The organism is Pontibacter flavimaris (assembly GCF_001907195.1).
Taxonomy (GTDB): domain Bacteria; phylum Bacteroidota; class Bacteroidia; order Cytophagales; family Hymenobacteraceae; genus Pontibacter; species Pontibacter flavimaris.
The window spans coordinates 112,071-128,746 of record NZ_LVWA01000007.1 but is presented as its reverse complement, the minus strand read 5'-3'; the positions used below and the strand labels follow the sequence as shown (position 1 = coordinate 128,746).

Here is a 16,676-nt window from a genome sequence, read left to right as displayed (position 1 = left end):
GAAGTATAAGTTCTATAGTCAAAGTATAAACACCCCTATTGACCTATGGTCGCAAGTTTCGAACTCTCGTTCTCACTTGTCCTCAAGGGGACACTTTAGTTCAAGCTCCGTCAGCGGCGGCTATCGAACTGATCCCAGTCCTTGGGTTGAGCGCCTATGCGAGTTTTTCTGGTGCCGAACGCCAGTGAGGCAGCCCGAGGTACGAGGGCAGGAAAAGCTCCCAGCGCGATGCCCGAGGACGAGCCCTCTCGGGCTTGAGAGCACCAAAGTCAGAAATGAAACTATAGGTTTGTGGGAACTACAGGATCAGCGGCAGCTAGAAAGTATAGCTTGTGTCAAGCAGAAGGAAGCAGTGGATATGGAAGTATAAATCAGCAAGTACAAAAGTATAGCTCGAATTATAAAGTATGGCTCAAGTATAAAAAGGCACAAGCGGACGCTTGCGCCAGAGAAGTATAAAGTATGGCCGAAGTATAAAAAGTATAGCCAAAGTATAAAGTATTGCTTTTCAAGCCAGTTAAGTCAGAGATTTAGCACCTCCCGTAGTACATAAGTCTGAAGACTTGCGCCAGAAAGGCTAAGGAAGTATAATCGGAAGTATAAAGTATAGTTTCAAGTATAGAAGTATAGCTGAAGTAAAAGTACAGCAAGTATAAAGATCAGCCCCCCACTTATACTTCCGCCACATTCCTGCGGCGCCGCAGGAAAAATTTCATCACCTCATTTGCCAGCAGCGGCACCAGTCCAAGTATAATCACCGTTATCCAACCCTCCAGATCGAGCATATGCAGGCTAAAAGCCTCCTGCATAAAAGGAATGCCGATAATGAGGTGTTGCAGCAGCAGCCCCAGCACAATGGCGCCAATAAGATATTTATTGCTGAAAAGGCCCACCTGGAAAATGGATTTGGTCGGGTGGCGCATAGCCAGGGAGTAGTAAAGCTGGCAGGCCACCAGCGTCAGGAAGGCCATGGTGCGTGCATTCTTGAGGGTCTCTACCGGTACCGCATCATCAAAGGGGCTGAAGCCGTGCTCGTAGTAGCCGTACCAGAAAGCGAAAATGGTGAGCGCGCCGATCAGGATACCGCCGCCTATGGCGCGAATACCCGCGCCGCCCGCAAAAAAGTTCTCATTCGGTGCACGCGGCTTGTCCTTCATCACATCCGGATCGCCGGGGTCCATGCCCAGCGCCACGGCCGGTAGGGTATCCGTCACGAGGTTGATCCAGAGCAGTTGGGTAGCAATGAGCGGAGCCTCCCAGCCGATGAGCAGGGTGATGAACATGGCCACCACCTCGCCCAGGTTACAGGTCAGCAGAAAGATAACCGCCTTGCGGATGTTGTTGTAGATATTGCGCCCCTGCTCGATGGCCGACACGATGGTGGCGAAGTTATCGTCTGTCAGGATCATGTCCGAAGCGCCCTTGGCTACGTCGGTGCCTGTGATGCCCATGGCCACCCCAATGTCGGCGGCCTGCAGCGAAGGGGCGTCGTTCACCCCGTCGCCGGTCATGGACACGATGTTGCCCTGCTCCCGGAGGGCCCGCACGATCTTCACCTTATGCTCCGGCGAGACCCGCGCGAACACACGGAAGTTATCCACCCGCTGCTGAAAGGCCTCCTCCGTCATTTCGTCCACTTCCTGCCCGGTAATGGCCTGGTCCATACTTTCCGAAATCCCCAGCTCACGGGCAATGGCAAAGGCTGTGTGCTTGTGGTCGCCGGTGATCATAACGGTGGTGATGCCCGCCTGGTGCGCCTTCTGTACCGATGGCCTTACCTCCGTGCGGGGCGGGTCGATCATGCCCACCAGCCCCAGCAGAACCAGGTCCTGCTCCATTTCCTCGGTACTCACAACGGAGTTTACAGGCTTATAGGCCGCACCTAAGGTACGCAGCGCCTGGGTAGACATGCGTTCCGTGGCTTGGGCGAAGGCTTCTTTGTGCGCCTCGGTCAGCGGGACGATCTGCCCGTTTTCTGGTACATGGGTGCAGATGTTCAGCAGGTTGTCGATGGCGCCTTTGGTGTATACGGTATAGTCGCCGTCCTCCTCCACCAAGGTGGACATCAGCTTACGTTCCGAGTCAAAGGCAAACTCATTCAGGCGCTTGTTTCCGGCTTGCAGCTCCTCGCGATCCAGGCCCAGGTCATCCCCCAGCAGCAGCAGAGCAATCTCGGTCGGGTCGCCGGTGCCGGATTCGGTCTGTTTGTCGTAGGTGGCGTCGGAGCAAAGTATAAAGGCCTTGGCCAGCAGGATGGCCTCGTCGGTGGCGGTATTCGGTGCGCCGTGCTCTACGGAGGTTTCTCCCTGAAGGGTAAAGTATTGCACCACCTTCATTTTATTCTGCGTGAGCGTGCCGGTTTTATCGGAGCAGATGATGTTGACCGAGCCGAGCGTCTCCACAGCCGGGAGCCGCCGGATAATGGCATTGCGCTTGGACATGCCCGTAACGCCGATGGAGAGCACGATGGCCACAATAGCTGCCAGCCCCTCGGGGATGGAGGCCACCGCCAGCGATACCGAAATCAGGAACATTTCAGCCAGGTCGCGGCCCTGCAGCAGCGCCACTACAAAAATGAGCACACAGATGCCGATGGCCAGTTTGCCAAGGGTCTTGCCCAGGTGATTCAGGCGTATTTCCAGCGGGGTTTTAGTCTCCTCCTCTCCACCAATAATGCTGGCGATCTTGCCTACTTCGGTGTCCATCCCGGTGCCTGTTACCAGCGCTTCGCCACGGCCGTACGTCACCAGCGTCGACATAAAAACAGAGTTGAAGCGGTCGCCGAGGGGCGTTTCTAAAGTATGGATTTGGGTCGCGTCTTTTGTGGAGGGCACTGACTCGCCGGTGAGTGCCGACTCCTCCACCTGCAGGTTTGCCGACTCCACCAGGCGCGCGTCGGCGGCAATGTAGCGTCCGGCATCCAGTATCAGCATCTCGCCGGGCACAAGGGTTTCAGCGTCCACCTCCTGCACTGTGCCATCGCGGCGCACCAGGGCTTTGGGCGAGGCCATTTTCTGCAGCGCCTCGATAGCGTTACCGGCTTTTACCTCCTGCACCACGCCCAGTATGGCGTTCAGTATGATCACGGCCAGGATGATGATGCTGTCGACGTACTCACCCATAATCATCGTGATCACCACGGCCGCGAAGAGCACGTAAATCAGCCAGTCCTGCAACTGGGCCAGGAACATCTGTAGGACGCTTTTCTTCTTCTTGCCCTTCAGTTTATTGGGTCCATACTTTTGCAGTCGGGCTTTTGCCTCTTCCCCCGAGAGGCCCTGGGCGGGATTGGCATCGAGGTCTGCCACAACCTCCTCAAATGATTTGGTAAACCACATGCTGGTCGCTTTATCGGTCCCGTTAAGTTAGGGAAGTACCAGATTTTAAACTATGGCTGGGGGAGAAAGGTTTTTGGGGGTGAGGAACGGTTGGGCTAAACGACGGGCAAGGCCGTCGGCCGAAGACTGACGATTAGGTGTTGTTATGGGTTGTTATTATTCAATCCTTATCTCTTTAGAAATCTGCTCTATCAAATCAGCGCAGTTTAAAACGAACTGGTCATCTACCTCTACTAATGTAGAAACTTCTGAAACATCTCCTTCTTCAAAGAAATTTTCTCCTGGTAATTTTATCCTAAAGGGTAATGAGCCAGATTTTGCTACTAGTGCGTCATAGCTTTTCCCTTTGCCATGTTCAAGTACATTAATAGCATAATAGAAGTTGATGAAACGGTCATGGAGTTCATCTTTTCCTTTTTGAATAAGTATATTTTTGGCCTCTTCGAAACCGTTGCGGCATGATAACTCTTCCTGTAATATTGATTCAAACATGGAAAACATACCAGTAGCTAATATTACTTTTTGTAATTGAATCATTTGTAAATTCTTAACAGCAATAGTTGATGCCCCTGTCTGAAGTTCATGTAATATTTTTGAATTCGCTTCTTCCAATGCATTCAATGTAAATGCTATACTTCTGTATATTAAGTCATCAAAGCTGTGCATATTATTGTTTTAATTACCCATAACTTGTGGCTAAACAGAAGTCTATTCGGCTTATCTGCACTATGTACGGAATTTCTTAAATCCTCCGCTAGTACAATATATAAACCGAAAGTATAAAGTATAGCCCAACCGATCACAGTTTCAGCTTGGCTATACTTTATACTTTAGGGCCTAATTACCGCCTCCGCCGGTGCTCTCGCCGCCTTTCAGGTCATCGTTTTTGATGCCGCGCTTGGTGCGTTTAATGTCCACTTTCAGTTTGCCGAACCTGTAGTTAAAGCCGATGTTGGCCCGGCGACGAACATGACGGTACTCGCTGCGTTGCTCGAAGTTCAGGCCACTCAGCTCGCTGTAGCCGGTATAGTACTTGCCGAACGGGTTCTGTACCGAGAGGCTGATGCTCGCCTTTTCGTCCTTCAGGAAGCTCTTGCTCAGCGAGAAGCCGTTCCAGAACTGCCCGGCCGACTCGCCCTGCAGCATGACGCGCGGCGCGTAGTAGCCCAGGTTTACGCCGGCCCGCCAGTTTTTCTCGAACCTGTAGCTGGCATAACTGTAGACGTTCCCGCTGATGCCGCTGTTCTTCAGGTTAACGCCTGCTATGTTGCCGCTAAGCTGGCTGTAAGACATGGAGCCATTCAGGTTCACGCTGAGTTTCTTGAAAAATGTGGCGTTACTGTTGATGGAGAGGGTCGTGGTGTTGTTTCTGCCGATGTTGTCGTAGGTCGTGCTGCTCACCGAGTCGGCGGGGTTAAAGGTAGTATAACTCTGGATGGCATTGTTAGTAAACGTATGGGTCAGGGTGCTGTTTAGCGATTTGCCGTTTTTAAACATGCTATGGCCCAGGCTAAAGACGTGGCTGGTAGCAGCTTTCAGCTTGTGGTTACCAAAGGAAATGGCTTTCTCGTTCTGCCGGTTCACGTACGGGTTCAGGTACCACAAACTGGGCCGCTCGATGCGCTGCGTGTAAGACAGTCTCAGGGTAGCCATGTTTTTGAGGGTGCGCGTCAGCGTGGCGCTCGGAATCAGGTTCAGGTAATCCTGGTCGGCCACTGACTTGGAAGACTTGAAGTTGGCATCTACTACGGTTTGCTCCAGGCGGGCGCCCGCGCGAATGCCCCATTTGTTGTACCGAAGGCTGGCGGAAGTATAGGCGGCGTAAATATCCTGGTTGTAATCAAACTCGTTCGTCAGGCTTGGCACCTCAATATAGGTACCCGTTTCGGGGTTATAGTTGCGGTAAAAATAGTCGCTGCCATTATCGCGCAGGATGGTTTTGGCGCCCACCTCCAGGGTATGCTTTTTAAAGGGATGCACGTAATCCACCTGGGCCGTCTGCTCTATGGATTTGCCGTCGTTTTGCGTGCGCGTGCCAACGGGGCCTGTGTAGTTCAGGGTAGGCACAAACTCCAGGTCCGAGTCGTTGGCGTTGGAGTTGTCGCCGATCTTGTAAGAGAGTGTGAGCAGCTGTTCTTTGTTGCGCTTAAACGTATGCTGGTAGTCCAGCCCCACCTCGTAGCTGCCCCAGGAGCCCAGGCCGTAGGTGTTGCGCTCGAAGGCCTGCGTGCGGTCGCGCCCAATGTTAAACTCCTCCACCGTCTGCAGGTACGCCGACTCAAACTCGCTCCTGTTTATGTCGAATTTGGCCGTGAGCAGGTTCAGCGTGTCTATCTCATAGCTTAGCTCGCTGTTAAAGTAGTTGTACTGGTTCTCGTTGCTCCCCTGGCCCTGCTGCCGCAAGGTGGTGCCTGTGCTGTTGTCGCGTCGCTCAAAAGTGGAATAGGAATCGGGGCTGGTAAACCTGTTGGCGCCGCCGTAGGCCGAAATGCCCAGCTTGCCCACTTTCGCCCTGATGTTGGCGGAGCCGAAGCGGCTGTCGGGCATCGCCTGCGAGAAGTATACGCTGCCGTTGTAGCCGTTCTGCGGCTTGTCGTGCGTGATCACGTTGATGATGCCGCCAATGCCTTCAGCGTCATACTTGGCTGGTGGGTCGGTGATCACCTCGATGCGCTTGATGGTGTTGGCCGGCATGCTGCGGAACACATCCTTGGGGCTGCGGGCAAAGAGGGTGGAGTTTCTGCCGTTCACCAGCACCTTGAAATTGCTGCTGCCGTTGAGCTGTATGTTATCTTCGGCGTCGAGGCTGAGCATGGGCACTTTGCGGAGCATCTCCAGGGCCGTGGAGGTCTTGCTCTCCGGGTCGAACTCTACGTTGTAGCCGATTTTGTCGATGTCCTGGGTCACGAGCAGTTTCTCAGCGGTCACCTCCACCTCCTGCAGCTGCTTGGCCGAGGTAACGATGCGGAGCTTGCCCAGGTCAGTGGCCTTGCCTGCCTCCACCGCCGGCACCTGCACCGAGAAGGGCTTGTAGCCCACATAGGTAAGTATAAGCTTGTAAGGGGACAGCGGCAATCCCGTCACTTCAAAGCTACCGTTAGCCTGCGTGAAGGTGGTTTTCAGGGCCTCGTCCTTGTCTGGCGGACTGACGACCACGGTAACATAACTGAGTGGAGCCTGGGTAGCGGAGTCTATCACTATCCCTGTAATGGTGCCGGTGGGAGGGCTCTGGGCCCAGGAAATGGAACAGAGCATCAGGCACAGGGCCAGCAGGAAGGTTTGTTTCATGTATACTTAGGTTAGTGTGAGCGTACGGTAATGCACCAAGTATAAGCGAGCCTATACTTATACTTCCAGGCTCTCACTTTCCCCTAAATTCCCAAGGCCGTCCAGCCTATCCCTGCCCAAAAAGTTTTTGTGTTTGGAAAGATAACGCAGAATTTTAATATAGAGTATATATAGTATAAAATATTTATTGGATAAACCATATAGCAACAGTTGTGAGTACAGGAATTGACGGGTAGATTATTTGCCTGTAACTGCTCCTATGGTATGGGATCATAAAAAAAGCCACCCGGTAAAGGGTGGCTCTCTGTCGGATTTATACTTTATTGCAGTAGCAAGGTGTGGCTGGGTATAAGCTGTACGCCCCGTTCCACCAGGTCTGCTTTGGCTTTCCCGAGGCCTTCCGCGCTGATGGCCCTGACGGCATCCTCCAGGTAGTATACTTTAAAGCCCTCGGCCTGCGCATCCCTGGCTGAGAAGTACACACAGAAGTCAGCGGCGAGGCCGGCCAAGTATACTTCCGTTACCCCCTTGGCCCGCAGGCTGCCGGCAAGTCCGGTGTCTTTCCGGCGGCCATTGTCAAAAAAGCCGCTGTAGCTGTCCACCTCCGGGTCGGTGCCCTTACGGAAGATCGCCTCGATGCGGTTTTGCTCCAGCTCCGCCGAGAACTCAGCGCCAAACGTGCCCTGCACACAGTGGTCAGGCCACAGCACCTGCTCCAGCCCGTTCAGGTCCGTCACCTCAAACACGTTCTTGTCTTCGTGCTGGGAGGCAAAGCTCTTGTGCTGCGGCGGGTGCCAGTCCTGGGTAGCCACTACAAGCTCAAACTGGCTCTGCAGCCGGTTCACGATCGGGATGATGGCATCCCCTTCCGGCACGGCCAGAGCGCCGCCCGGCAGGAAATCGTTCTGTATGTCTATCAGCAGTAAAGCGCGCATGATACTTGTTGGGTTTATACTTGTGGCGTGGTGGTGGCACTGCTTGCCGGGCTGCCACCCTGATTATCGCCTTTGTTCCTGTTACGGTTTCTGTTCCTGTTGCGGTTCCTGCTTTTGCCCTGGCCTTCGCCGCCCGCCTGCCCGGCTAGTTTTACCGGCCTGTCGTTGCCCTCTCCCTTCGGCTGCGCGCCCTCAGGGCGTGGTGCTCCGGGTTTGGGGCCTCTGTGGTGCTTGCTGCGGTGGCTGTCTGCCTTGTTTCCTGCGCCGGGCTTGTTGCCGCCACGGTGCCGTGGGTTGCCGCCGTCTCTGCGGGTAGGGTCAAAGGCAGGGCCAGGTCCGAAGTTCTCCGGCAGCGGCAGCTTCGGCAGCTCCCGCTCGATCAGTCGCTCCACCTTCTGTACCCGGTACATGTCCTTCTCGTTCACAAACGTGATGGCCATGCCCGTGGAGGCGGCACGCGCCGTGCGGCCCACGCGGTGCACGTAGTCCTCGGCGTCCTGCGGCATGTCGAAGTTCACCACGTGGCTCAGGCTGTCGATGTCGATGCCCCGGGAGAGGATGTCGGTGGCTACCACGATCTGGTATTGCTTGTTCTTGAAGCCCTGCAGTGCCTTCTCGCGCTCATCCTGCGTCATGTCCGAGGAGATGCCCTCTACCGTGAAGTCCATCTTCTTAAGCGAGCGCACGATCGGGGTCACGTTGGATTTGCGGGACGTGAAGATGATCATACTTTGCACCTCCAGCTCGCGCAGCAGGTGCTCCAGCAAAGGCAGTTTCTGGTTGTCGTATGTCAGGTAGAGGCGCTGATCAATGCCTTCGGCTGGCTTGGAGATGGCCAGGTTTACCTCGGCGGGCTGCTGCAGGATCTGCTGGGCCAGGTCACGAATTTTCTTAGGCATAGTAGCCGAGAACAGAAGCGTCTGGCGTTGCTTGGGCAGCTGGCTGATGATCTTGATCAGATCGTCCATGAAGCCCATGTCCAGCATCTTGTCGGCTTCGTCGAGCACCAGGTGGTTGAGTTGGTCCAGCCTTACGTAGCCCATGGCCATGTGCGAGAGCAGGCGGCCCGGCGTGGCGATGATGATGTCGGCGCCGGTGGTGAGGGCGCGTTTCTGCTGCTCCCAGTCATCGCCTTTGTTGCCGCCGTAAATGGCAATGGAGCTAACGGAGGCGAAATAGCCGAAGCCTTCTACCTGCTCGTCTATCTGCTTGGCCAGCTCGCGGGTTGGTACCAGAATAAGCGTGCTGGTGTGCTCGTAGCCCTCGTTCGAAATGCGGTCGATGAGCGGCAGCAGGTAGGCTGCCGTTTTTCCTGTGCCGGTCTGGGCGCAGGCAATCAGGTCTTTCTGCTCGAGGATCAGCGGGATAGCCTGCTGCTGTACGGGGGTGGGGTTGTTGTAGCCCATGGAGTTGATGCCCGTCAGCACATCCTCGTGTAGGTTAAAAGAATGGAAGTCCAATGTGTTTAATGTTTTGGTTTAGTACATGGCGGCCATCTTTTTCCATCAGCCGCTTTTCCGAGTAAAGATACTAGAAATATGCTGACTAAAAATATATGCATTTTTTCAAATATTTTTTAGGATAATGTTGTGAGTATTCAAAAGGATGTATTATGTTTGTAAAAAATAGGACAGCTGGGAGAGGTGAATGATGCGGTTAAATTGGATTAGTCCAATTTAAAGGGAAACCGAATTTTCCTGAATGTTTGTTGAGAGGCGTAGAAAGCATATTATAATATCTATATATGTTAATCTTTGTAAGTAAAATTATAATTTACTGAAACATTGGCGCAGAGAAGGCGTAAACAACTTCAAAACAACGTAAATCATAACATCATAAAAAATATATATTAACTCCAACAAAGTCATGAAAAAAGTTATACAAGAGTCTCCTAACTTATTCCTACTGGTAGGCCTTAATATTGTAAATGCCATCTTTATGCTGCTGGTGTAGCAGCGGCATCCTTAGATGTTACCATACACACGTACAGGAGCGGCCCCGCGAAAGCAGGGCCGCTCTTTTTTATGCCTTTCCGGTTAAAATTTGCTTATTTTGCTTAGTGGGGGAGTACGTTTGGGGTGTATTGTAAACTAAGATTAGAATATAGCTTATGGCAGGACATAACAAGTGGTCGCAGATAAAGCGGAAGAAAGGGGCGCTGGACGCCAAACGCTCGAAGATTTTCACCAAGCTGATAAAGGAGATCACGGTGGCCGTGAAAGAGGGCGGCCCCGACCCGGACGGCAACGCGCGCCTGCGCCTGGCCATCCAGACGAGCAAGGCTGCCAACATGCCCAAGGATAACATTGAGCGCGCTGTGAAGAAAGGGGAGGGGAGCGATGCCGGCGATTACAGCGAGGTAAGCTACGAGGGCTATGGGCCCGGCGGCGTGGCGGTGCTGGTGGAGTGCCTCACCGATAACATTAACCGCACCGTGCAGAACCTGCGCACCATGTTCAACAAAAGCGGCGGCAGCCTGGGCACCAGCGGCTCGGTGGACTACCTCTTCGACCGCAAGGGCGTGTTTGTGGCCAGGTTAGCCCCGGAGCAAAGTATAAACGAGGACGAGCTGTTGCTGGAACTGGCCGACGGGGGCGCCGAGGAAGTGGAGTTTGAGGAGGGCTACGTGACCATTTACAGCGCCATGGAGGATTTCGGGGCCATGCAGCGCAAGGTGGAGGAGCTTGGCCTGGACCTGGAGAGCGCCGAGTTGCAGCGCCTGCCGCAGACCACCGTGAAAGTGGAGGACCCGGTAGCGGTGCGCAAGGTGCTGCGGCTGATCGACGCGCTGGAGGACGACGACGATGTGCAGAAAGTATACCACAACCTGGAGCTGAGCGAGGAAGTGCTGGCAGAACTGGAGTAGCGCAACAAAGTATAAACAGGGCCGCAGCCAAGGGGTTGCGGCCTTTTGTTTGGAGATTCCGCAACGTATAAATCAATGCAACCGATCTTTAAAGACCTACTGGTGCTGGAGCTGGCCAGCGTGCTGGCCGGGCCAAGCGTGGGGCAGTTTTTTGCCGAGCTGGGCGCGCGCGTGCTCAAGGTGGAGAACGCCGCCACCCACGGCGACGTGACCCGCAGCTGGAAGCTGAAGTCTGAACCTGCCCAAACCGACACCCCTGCTTACTTCTGCGCCGCCAACTGGGGCAAAACCTCCCTGGCCCTGAATTTAACGGAGCCGGAGCAGCTGCAGCGACTGTATACCTTAGTAAGGCAGGCCGACGTGGTCATTGCCAGCTACAAACCCGGCGACGCGGAGAAGCTGCAGGTAGATTACAGGACGCTGCAAAGTATAAATCCGCGCCTGGTGTACGGCCACATCACCGGCTACGGTCCCAAGGATGCCCGCGCGGGCTACGATGCGGTGGTGCAGGCCGAGAGCGGCTTTATGCACCTGAATGGTGAACCGGATGGACAGCCTGTCAAGATGCCCGTCGCTTTGATGGATATCCTGACGGCGCACCAGCTGAAGGAGGGGCTGCTGGTGGCGCTGCTGCAGCGGGAGCGCACCGGACTGGGGCAGTTGGTGGAGGTGTCGCTGCTGCAGGCGGCGGTCTCAGCGCTGGCCAACCAGGCCACCAACTACCTGGTGGCGGGGCAGGAGCCGCAGCGCATGGGCTCCGAGCATCCCAACATCGTACCTTACGGCTCGGTTTATACTTGTAAATGCGGCAAACAACTCGTGCTGGCCATCGGCGACGACCGGCAGTTCAGGAGGCTGTGCGCTATACTTGGCGCCGAAAGTATGGCTGATGATCCGAAGTATAAAACCAACTATGCGCGTGTGCAGCACCGGCAGGAGGTAAACGGGCGGCTGCGCCAGCTTATAGCGCAGCAGGAGCGGGAAAGCCTGCTGCGGCAGCTGCACACCCGGCACGTGCCTGCCGGCGCGGTGCATACCCTACCGGAGGTTTTCGGGCTGCCGCAGGCGCAGCAGTTGTTGCTGCAACAGCCCCATGGCAAGCCGGGGCTGCGGCAGGTGGCCTTCCGGCTGCAGGGGCAGCAGGAGCTGGAGCTAAGCCCGCCGCCCACGTATAATAGTGGTGGGGCTGAGGGCGATAGTGGTCCAAGTTGCTGACAAAATTCGCCTGGCAACGCTGTTCACCGTTTCGTTTATACTTCCGCAAATCCGCGGAAATTAAACAAAGTGGCTGAAAGTGGGGTAAAAACTAGATCTGACACACCCAAAGGCATTCAAACTATGGAAGAAAAAGAAGAGAAAAAGCTGGAGACCACTAGATTAGACGATATCATCAGCGGGCTTCACCACAAGTCCAAGACAAAGCAGGAGATTTACCGCAACACCAAGCAGGCCTTTGAGCGCCTGAAGGAGATCTCACAGGATCTGGTGGCGGAGCTGACCGAGCGGGTAACGCGCCAGGATGCGGATGTGGTGATAGAGTACCGTAACATTGGCGAACATGAGTTCCAGATAAAGTTCTCCGGCGACCTGCTGGTCTTTGTGATGCACACCAACATCATCACCTTCCCCGACGATTACGAGATCATGCGCAACGACTACGTGGACGAGGACTTCAGGAGGCGGTTCTTCGGGCACATCATGGCCTATAACTTTATGGCGGACACGATAAAGTATAACCGCCTCGACGACCCCGGCTACCTGATCGGCCGCATGCTCATCAACATCGAGAACCATTACTGCATTGAGGGTGTGAAGCAGCTGGACCTGCCGCTGGAGAAGATCAGCAATATTGCCGAGAACAAGCTCAGCGACAGGGTGCTGCGTATTATCGTGGAGAGCGCCATGATCGCCGCCGTGAACAACGACTTGATGGGCCAGGACGTGAGCGACATCGAGCGCATTACCCTGAAGCAAAAGCTGGAGAACATGCACCTGACCAAGCCGCGCAAGCTCGGTTTCCAGATAAGCCCGGAGCTGACGCATTAAACGCATGTATACTTTGCACACACACAAAAGGCCCGGGCAGCACCCGGGCCTTTTCTCGTCAATCTTTAAACTAAAACTCTTTTTTGTTAAGGGTAAACCTAATCCTGATGCAGTCAGCTCAGCGGATTAAAGTCTTTTTTTGTCATCTCAGATGCAAGGAGAGATCTGGTTTCTTGCAGAGCGGTGGCCATTTTCGGATTTAACACGAAGGGCTAGACGACCCCTAAATGCCTCAATCCCATACTTTAGGCTACCTCCACAGGCTCCTCGCGCAACTTCAGGATAGCCTTCTCCAACTGCGGCAGGCTTTCCAGCAGCTGCTCAAAACTCTCGATGCAGAAGTACTGGCTCTGGAATGTCTCCTTGATATAGGCTGTGTCGAGGATGTGCTGCACGTCGAATTCATGCTTTATACTTTGCTCCGATACCGACAGCCGGCTCTCGCCCACCGACGAAAGGATGCCGGCGCCGTAAATGCGTGCCTCCGCGCCGGGCTTCCGGAACAGGCCGAACTCGATGGTGTACCAGTAGATGCGCGTCAGTCGGTCCACGATGTCGGGGCGGTCTACGTGCTGCAGCGCCAGGGCCGATAACCTGGCCAGAAACTCGCAGTACACCGGAATAGTGAGCAGCGGCACGTGGCCAAACACATCATGGAACATGTCCGGCTCCTCCAGGTACTCGAGCTGATCCATCCTTCTGATCCACACCGTGGCCGGGAATTTCTTCTCCGCGATCAGGCCGAAGAACAGCGCGTCGTCCACAATACCGGGGGCGGCCACCACCTCAAAGCCGGTCAGGGGCTTCAGGCGCTCGTTCACCTCCGCAAAGTTGGGGATGCGTTCCGGCTGGAAGTTCACCAGCTTGAGTCCCTCAAAAAACTCAGGAATGGCTTTGCCGGGCAGGTTCTCGATCTGGCGCTGGAAAAGTATGGCCCAAACGGTATGGTTCTCTTCGGTGTAGGTGCTGTAGTTTTGTGTCAGGTTCATGTTTTTATGGTTTGATGCTTTGAATTGGGTACAAAAAGAAAAAAGCAGGGGCTTGAGCCGCTGCTTTGGCAGGTTCACCGGTGGGAGGGCCTTGTGGCGTTACTCCCCGAGTCTAAAATGCTAGTTGTTGGTGATTGCCTTAGCTGCGGGTGCTGTAATAGCGATAATAATAGCTGTAATAGCTATACACGCTCAGGCAATAAGAATAGGCAGTGTGCAGCAGCGCCATACCAAGGGATGTTGGTCGGGATAGTGTGGTCGCTATGGCTGCTGGTTGATGCATGTGTTCTGTTACGGTTGCAATAATGCGAACTTTTGGGTTAAACGCAAATGGCGGGAGTAGGTTTTTGCCGCTGATCCGGTTTTGCCGGTGCAGTAGGAGTCTTGGTTATACTTGTGCGTTTATACTTTACCTATACTTGAGCTATACTTTATACTTCGGCTATACTTCCCATAGCCGCCGCTCCCTGCAATTTGACACAAGCTATATTTTCTAGCTTCCGCTGATCCTGTAGTTCCCACAAACCTACTGTTGCACTTCCTGTAGTGGTGCTCTCAAGCCCGAGAGGGCTCGTCCTTTGGCATCGCGCTGTGTTCCCTTCCTTTGCTCCTGACGTCGCAATGCCTCACTCACGTTCGGCACCGGAATCTCACAAGGCGCTCAACCCAAGGACTGGGTATCAGTTCGATAGCTGCTGCTATTACTACTGTCCCCTTGAGGACAAGTGAGAACGAGAGTTCGAAACTTGCGACCATAGGTCAATAGGGGTGTTTATACTTTGACTATAGAACTTATACTTTGGTATGAGTAATAGCGGATTCCCCGCCTTAGACAAGTCTCGGATCCCGAACTTGTTTCGGGGCAGGGACAGTGGACACGCCCTTTCTCTTCATCTAAACATTTATACAAATCGTATACAAAATTAGACGTGTGGAGGGCGGAAGTATGGCAGCAACAGCTATAGGAAAGTATAAATGCGCCGGCAGAGCGTTGTTGCTCCTGCTGTTGGTTGTGCTAACTGCCTGTACCTCGTCACCTTCTGCCTCAGACAAACCCAAAACAGAGCATGTCATAATATTGGTGATAGACGGTACGCGCATGTCTGAGACCTGGGATAGCGTGCCGGGCCTTATTCCCAACATGTCCACCGTCCTGAAGCCGAAAGGCGTTTTTCTGCCCCATTTCCTCAACGATGCCTATACGTATACCAACTCCGGCCACACAGCCATCACTACCGGCGTAAACCAGCCCATTGATAACTATGGCGACGAGCTTCCGGCCAATCCCTCTATCTTCCAGTACTTCCTAAAGCAGAGCGGAAAACCGACAACGGCGGCCTGGATCGTATCGAGCAAAGACAAACTGCACATACTTGCCAATACCAACAGGCCCGACTGGGAGAACACGTTTCAGCCGTCGGTAAATGCGGGCGTAAACGGCCCCGGCACTGGCTACCGCATGGACTCGCTGACCTTGATAGAGGCTAAGCGCATCCTGACGACTTATAAACCCAACCTGATGCTCATCAACTTTATGGAGCCCGATGGTTTCGCCCACGCCGGCAACTGGGATAACTATTTAAGGGGCATCGCCAGGGACGACCGGTACGCAAAAGAGCTTTGGGATTTTCTGAACAAAGATGAGGCCTTCCGAGGCAAAACCACGCTGTTTATCACGGCGGACCACGGCCGGCACCTGAATGGGATAGATGGCGGATACATGGAACATGGCGATAGCTGCCCTGGCTGCCAGCAAATTTACCTGCTGGCGCTGGGCCCCGATTTCAGGCGCGGTACCGTTGAGACAAAGCATACCCTCATCGATCTGGCCCCCACTGTGGCCCGCCTGCTTCACTTTTCCATGGACTCGCTGGTAGTGGTGCCGCGCGTGGATACCACCTATGTAACATTTCCGGCCGACAGTGCCCAGGCCCCACTTGGGCAAGACTCTATGCGACTGGAGATTGTGATGGATACAACCGTGCTGAAGGCCAGGGTGATAGAAGAGCTCTTCAAATAGCCCTAGCGCCCTCCCGGAAAGTATAAACTTTAAGCCGCTGTACGTATGAAATCGTGGCTACTATACTTCCTGTTTCTTTTGCTGCTGCCCGGCATGCCGTCGCGTCTCTGGGCTCAGGAGGACACCACTATACTTGCCGCTCCGGAAAAGAAGCTCGCGGACAGCCTGCGGGCGCTGCAAAACCCGCTTTTCCTGAGCGAGGAGGTGCTGCATTTTACCCTGCGCATGGACTTGAAAACAGTGCTGCGCGATGTAGGGGATGACCGGAAGTCGCATGAGGCGGTTCTTGTTTACAAAGATGCGGACGGAACAGAGGTGGCGGAGAAGCTGAAGGTAAAAGTGCGCGGCAACCGCCGCCGCGACCCCTCAGTGTGCAATTTTCCGCCGCTGCAGCTCAACTTCTCGCGCAAAACCGTGGAGAACACCATTTTTGGCAAGGTGAATAAGCTGAAACTGGTGACGCACTGTATCAACGACGAGTATGTGCTGCGCGAGTACCTGGTCTACAAAGTATACAACACCCTGACTGATGCCAGCTATCGGGTACGCCTGTGCCGGGTGCAGTACGAGGACCAGAAAGGCAGGCGCGAGACAGAAGCCGGTTATGCTTTTCTGATTGAGGATGACGATGTGATGGCCGCGCGCAATGGAGCAGCCGTGATGCCGGAGCAGGCGCTGGTGCGAATGGACAGGGCAGAAACGGTGGCTATGGCCCGGGTGGCGTTCTTCCAGTTCCTGGTTGGTAACACCGATTGGTCGGTGCCCTACCGCCACAACATCGACCTGCTGTTGATGGACCCGCTTGCTCCGCCCATACCTGTGCCTTTTGACTTCGATTATGCCGGCGTTGTGGGTACGCCCTATGCCTCCCCGCCCCCGGAGCTAGGTATAAACTCGGTGCGGCAGCGGCTTTTCAGGGGCTATACTTTTCCCAACGAAGTATACGTGCAGGTGCGGGATTTATTGAATACACGCAAGCGGGCTGTTTACCAGGTCTACCAAGGCTTCCCGCTGCTGGACAGGCGCTATATCCGGCAGACCACCAAATACCTGGATCAGTTTTACGAGGTGCTCAACGACCCCAGGGATTTTCAGAATGCTTTTGTGAAGCAGGGGCAAAAGAACCTGCGCTCTGGCGTGGTGGTAAAAGGGCTGGAAAAATAAACCCCTTCCTGCAGACAGAAAGGGGTTTAT

At 54.3% G+C, this 16,676-nt stretch carries 11 protein-coding genes; 5 read left to right on the top strand and 6 right to left on the bottom strand.

Annotation, left to right across the window (positions count from 1 at the left end; translation table 11 throughout):
- Positions 1 to 671: 671 nt before the first annotated feature.
- The 5 genes from A3841_RS13205 to A3841_RS13185 form a co-directional block, all read right to left on the bottom strand.
- Positions 672 to 3,338, bottom strand: a complete 2,667-nt coding sequence (locus A3841_RS13205) for a cation-translocating P-type ATPase (RefSeq protein WP_073852808.1) — start codon at positions 3,336 to 3,338, stop codon at positions 672 to 674.
- A gap of 156 nt (positions 3,339 to 3,494) precedes the next feature.
- On the bottom strand, positions 3,495 to 4,004 hold the full coding sequence (locus tag A3841_RS13200) for a hypothetical protein (protein ID WP_073852807.1): 510 nt from the start codon (positions 4,002 to 4,004) through the stop codon (positions 3,495 to 3,497).
- Positions 4,005 to 4,175: 171 nt separating this feature from the next.
- Positions 4,176 to 6,626 carry an outer membrane beta-barrel protein gene (locus A3841_RS13195; protein ID WP_073852806.1) on the bottom strand — a complete coding sequence of 817 codons (2,451 nt, stop codon included), beginning with the start codon at positions 6,624 to 6,626 and terminating at the stop codon, positions 4,176 to 4,178.
- A 320-nt stretch (positions 6,627 to 6,946) separates the two neighbouring features.
- Positions 6,947 to 7,561: a bifunctional nicotinamidase/pyrazinamidase gene (gene pncA, locus A3841_RS13190; protein WP_073852805.1), complete on the bottom strand. Its 615-nt coding sequence runs from the start codon at positions 7,559 to 7,561 to the stop codon at positions 6,947 to 6,949.
- A gap of 14 nt (positions 7,562 to 7,575) precedes the next feature.
- Entirely contained in the window at positions 7,576 to 9,021 is a 1,446-nt protein-coding gene (locus tag A3841_RS13185) for a DEAD/DEAH box helicase (protein ID WP_394332893.1), read from the bottom strand.
- A gap of 650 nt (positions 9,022 to 9,671) precedes the next feature.
- Between A3841_RS13185 and A3841_RS13180 the strand changes: the two genes are divergently transcribed.
- The 3 genes from A3841_RS13180 (at position 9,672) to A3841_RS13170 (ending at position 12,473) form a co-directional block, all read left to right on the top strand.
- Positions 9,672 to 10,427: a YebC/PmpR family DNA-binding transcriptional regulator gene (locus tag A3841_RS13180; protein WP_073852804.1), complete on the top strand. Its 756-nt coding sequence runs from the start codon at positions 9,672 to 9,674 to the stop codon at positions 10,425 to 10,427.
- A 75-nt stretch (positions 10,428 to 10,502) separates the two neighbouring features.
- The gene (locus A3841_RS13175) at positions 10,503 to 11,642 is read left to right on the top strand and encodes a CaiB/BaiF CoA transferase family protein (protein WP_073852803.1); all 1,140 of its coding nucleotides are present in this window, start codon (positions 10,503 to 10,505) and stop codon (positions 11,640 to 11,642) included.
- A 123-nt stretch (positions 11,643 to 11,765) separates the two neighbouring features.
- Positions 11,766 to 12,473 carry a hypothetical protein gene (locus A3841_RS13170; protein WP_073852802.1) on the top strand — a complete coding sequence of 236 codons (708 nt, stop codon included), beginning with the start codon at positions 11,766 to 11,768 and terminating at the stop codon, positions 12,471 to 12,473.
- Between the two features lie 245 nt (positions 12,474 to 12,718).
- Here A3841_RS13170 and A3841_RS13165 read toward each other — a convergent pair whose 3' ends face one another.
- Complete coding sequence (locus A3841_RS13165; RefSeq protein ID WP_073852846.1) at positions 12,719 to 13,462, bottom strand: phenylalanine 4-monooxygenase; 744 nt, start codon at positions 13,460 to 13,462, stop codon at positions 12,719 to 12,721.
- Between the two features lie 946 nt (positions 13,463 to 14,408).
- Between A3841_RS13165 and A3841_RS13160 the strand changes: the two genes are divergently transcribed.
- Both A3841_RS13160 and A3841_RS13155 read left to right on the top strand, forming a co-directional pair.
- Positions 14,409 to 15,482: an alkaline phosphatase family protein gene (locus A3841_RS13160; protein ID WP_083610356.1), complete on the top strand. Its 1,074-nt coding sequence runs from the start codon at positions 14,409 to 14,411 to the stop codon at positions 15,480 to 15,482.
- A 45-nt stretch (positions 15,483 to 15,527) separates the two neighbouring features.
- Positions 15,528 to 16,646 (top strand): hypothetical protein, encoded by a 1,119-nt coding sequence (locus A3841_RS13155; protein WP_235861410.1) that lies wholly within the window; start codon positions 15,528 to 15,530, stop codon positions 16,644 to 16,646.
- The last annotated feature ends 30 nt before the right edge of the window (positions 16,647 to 16,676 follow it).

Coding starts and splice junctions, on each gene's coding strand:
- A3841_RS13160 (WP_083610356.1), top strand. CDS start 14,409: ATGGCAGCAACAGCTATAGGAAAGTATAAATGCGCCGGCAGAGCGTTG.
- A3841_RS13180 (WP_073852804.1), top strand. CDS start 9,672: ATGGCAGGACATAACAAGTGGTCGCAGATAAAGCGGAAGAAAGGGGCG.
- A3841_RS13205 (WP_073852808.1), bottom strand. CDS start 3,338: ATGTGGTTTACCAAATCATTTGAGGAGGTTGTGGCAGACCTCGATGCC.
- pncA (WP_073852805.1), bottom strand. CDS start 7,561: ATGCGCGCTTTACTGCTGATAGACATACAGAACGATTTCCTGCCGGGC.
- A3841_RS13195 (WP_073852806.1), bottom strand. CDS start 6,626: ATGAAACAAACCTTCCTGCTGGCCCTGTGCCTGATGCTCTGTTCCATT.
- A3841_RS13170 (WP_073852802.1), top strand. CDS start 11,766: ATGGAAGAAAAAGAAGAGAAAAAGCTGGAGACCACTAGATTAGACGAT.
- A3841_RS13175 (WP_073852803.1), top strand. CDS start 10,503: ATGCAACCGATCTTTAAAGACCTACTGGTGCTGGAGCTGGCCAGCGTG.
- A3841_RS13165 (WP_073852846.1), bottom strand. CDS start 13,462: ATGAACCTGACACAAAACTACAGCACCTACACCGAAGAGAACCATACC.
- A3841_RS13155 (WP_235861410.1), top strand. CDS start 15,528: ATGAAATCGTGGCTACTATACTTCCTGTTTCTTTTGCTGCTGCCCGGC.
- A3841_RS13200 (WP_073852807.1), bottom strand. CDS start 4,004: ATGCACAGCTTTGATGACTTAATATACAGAAGTATAGCATTTACATTG.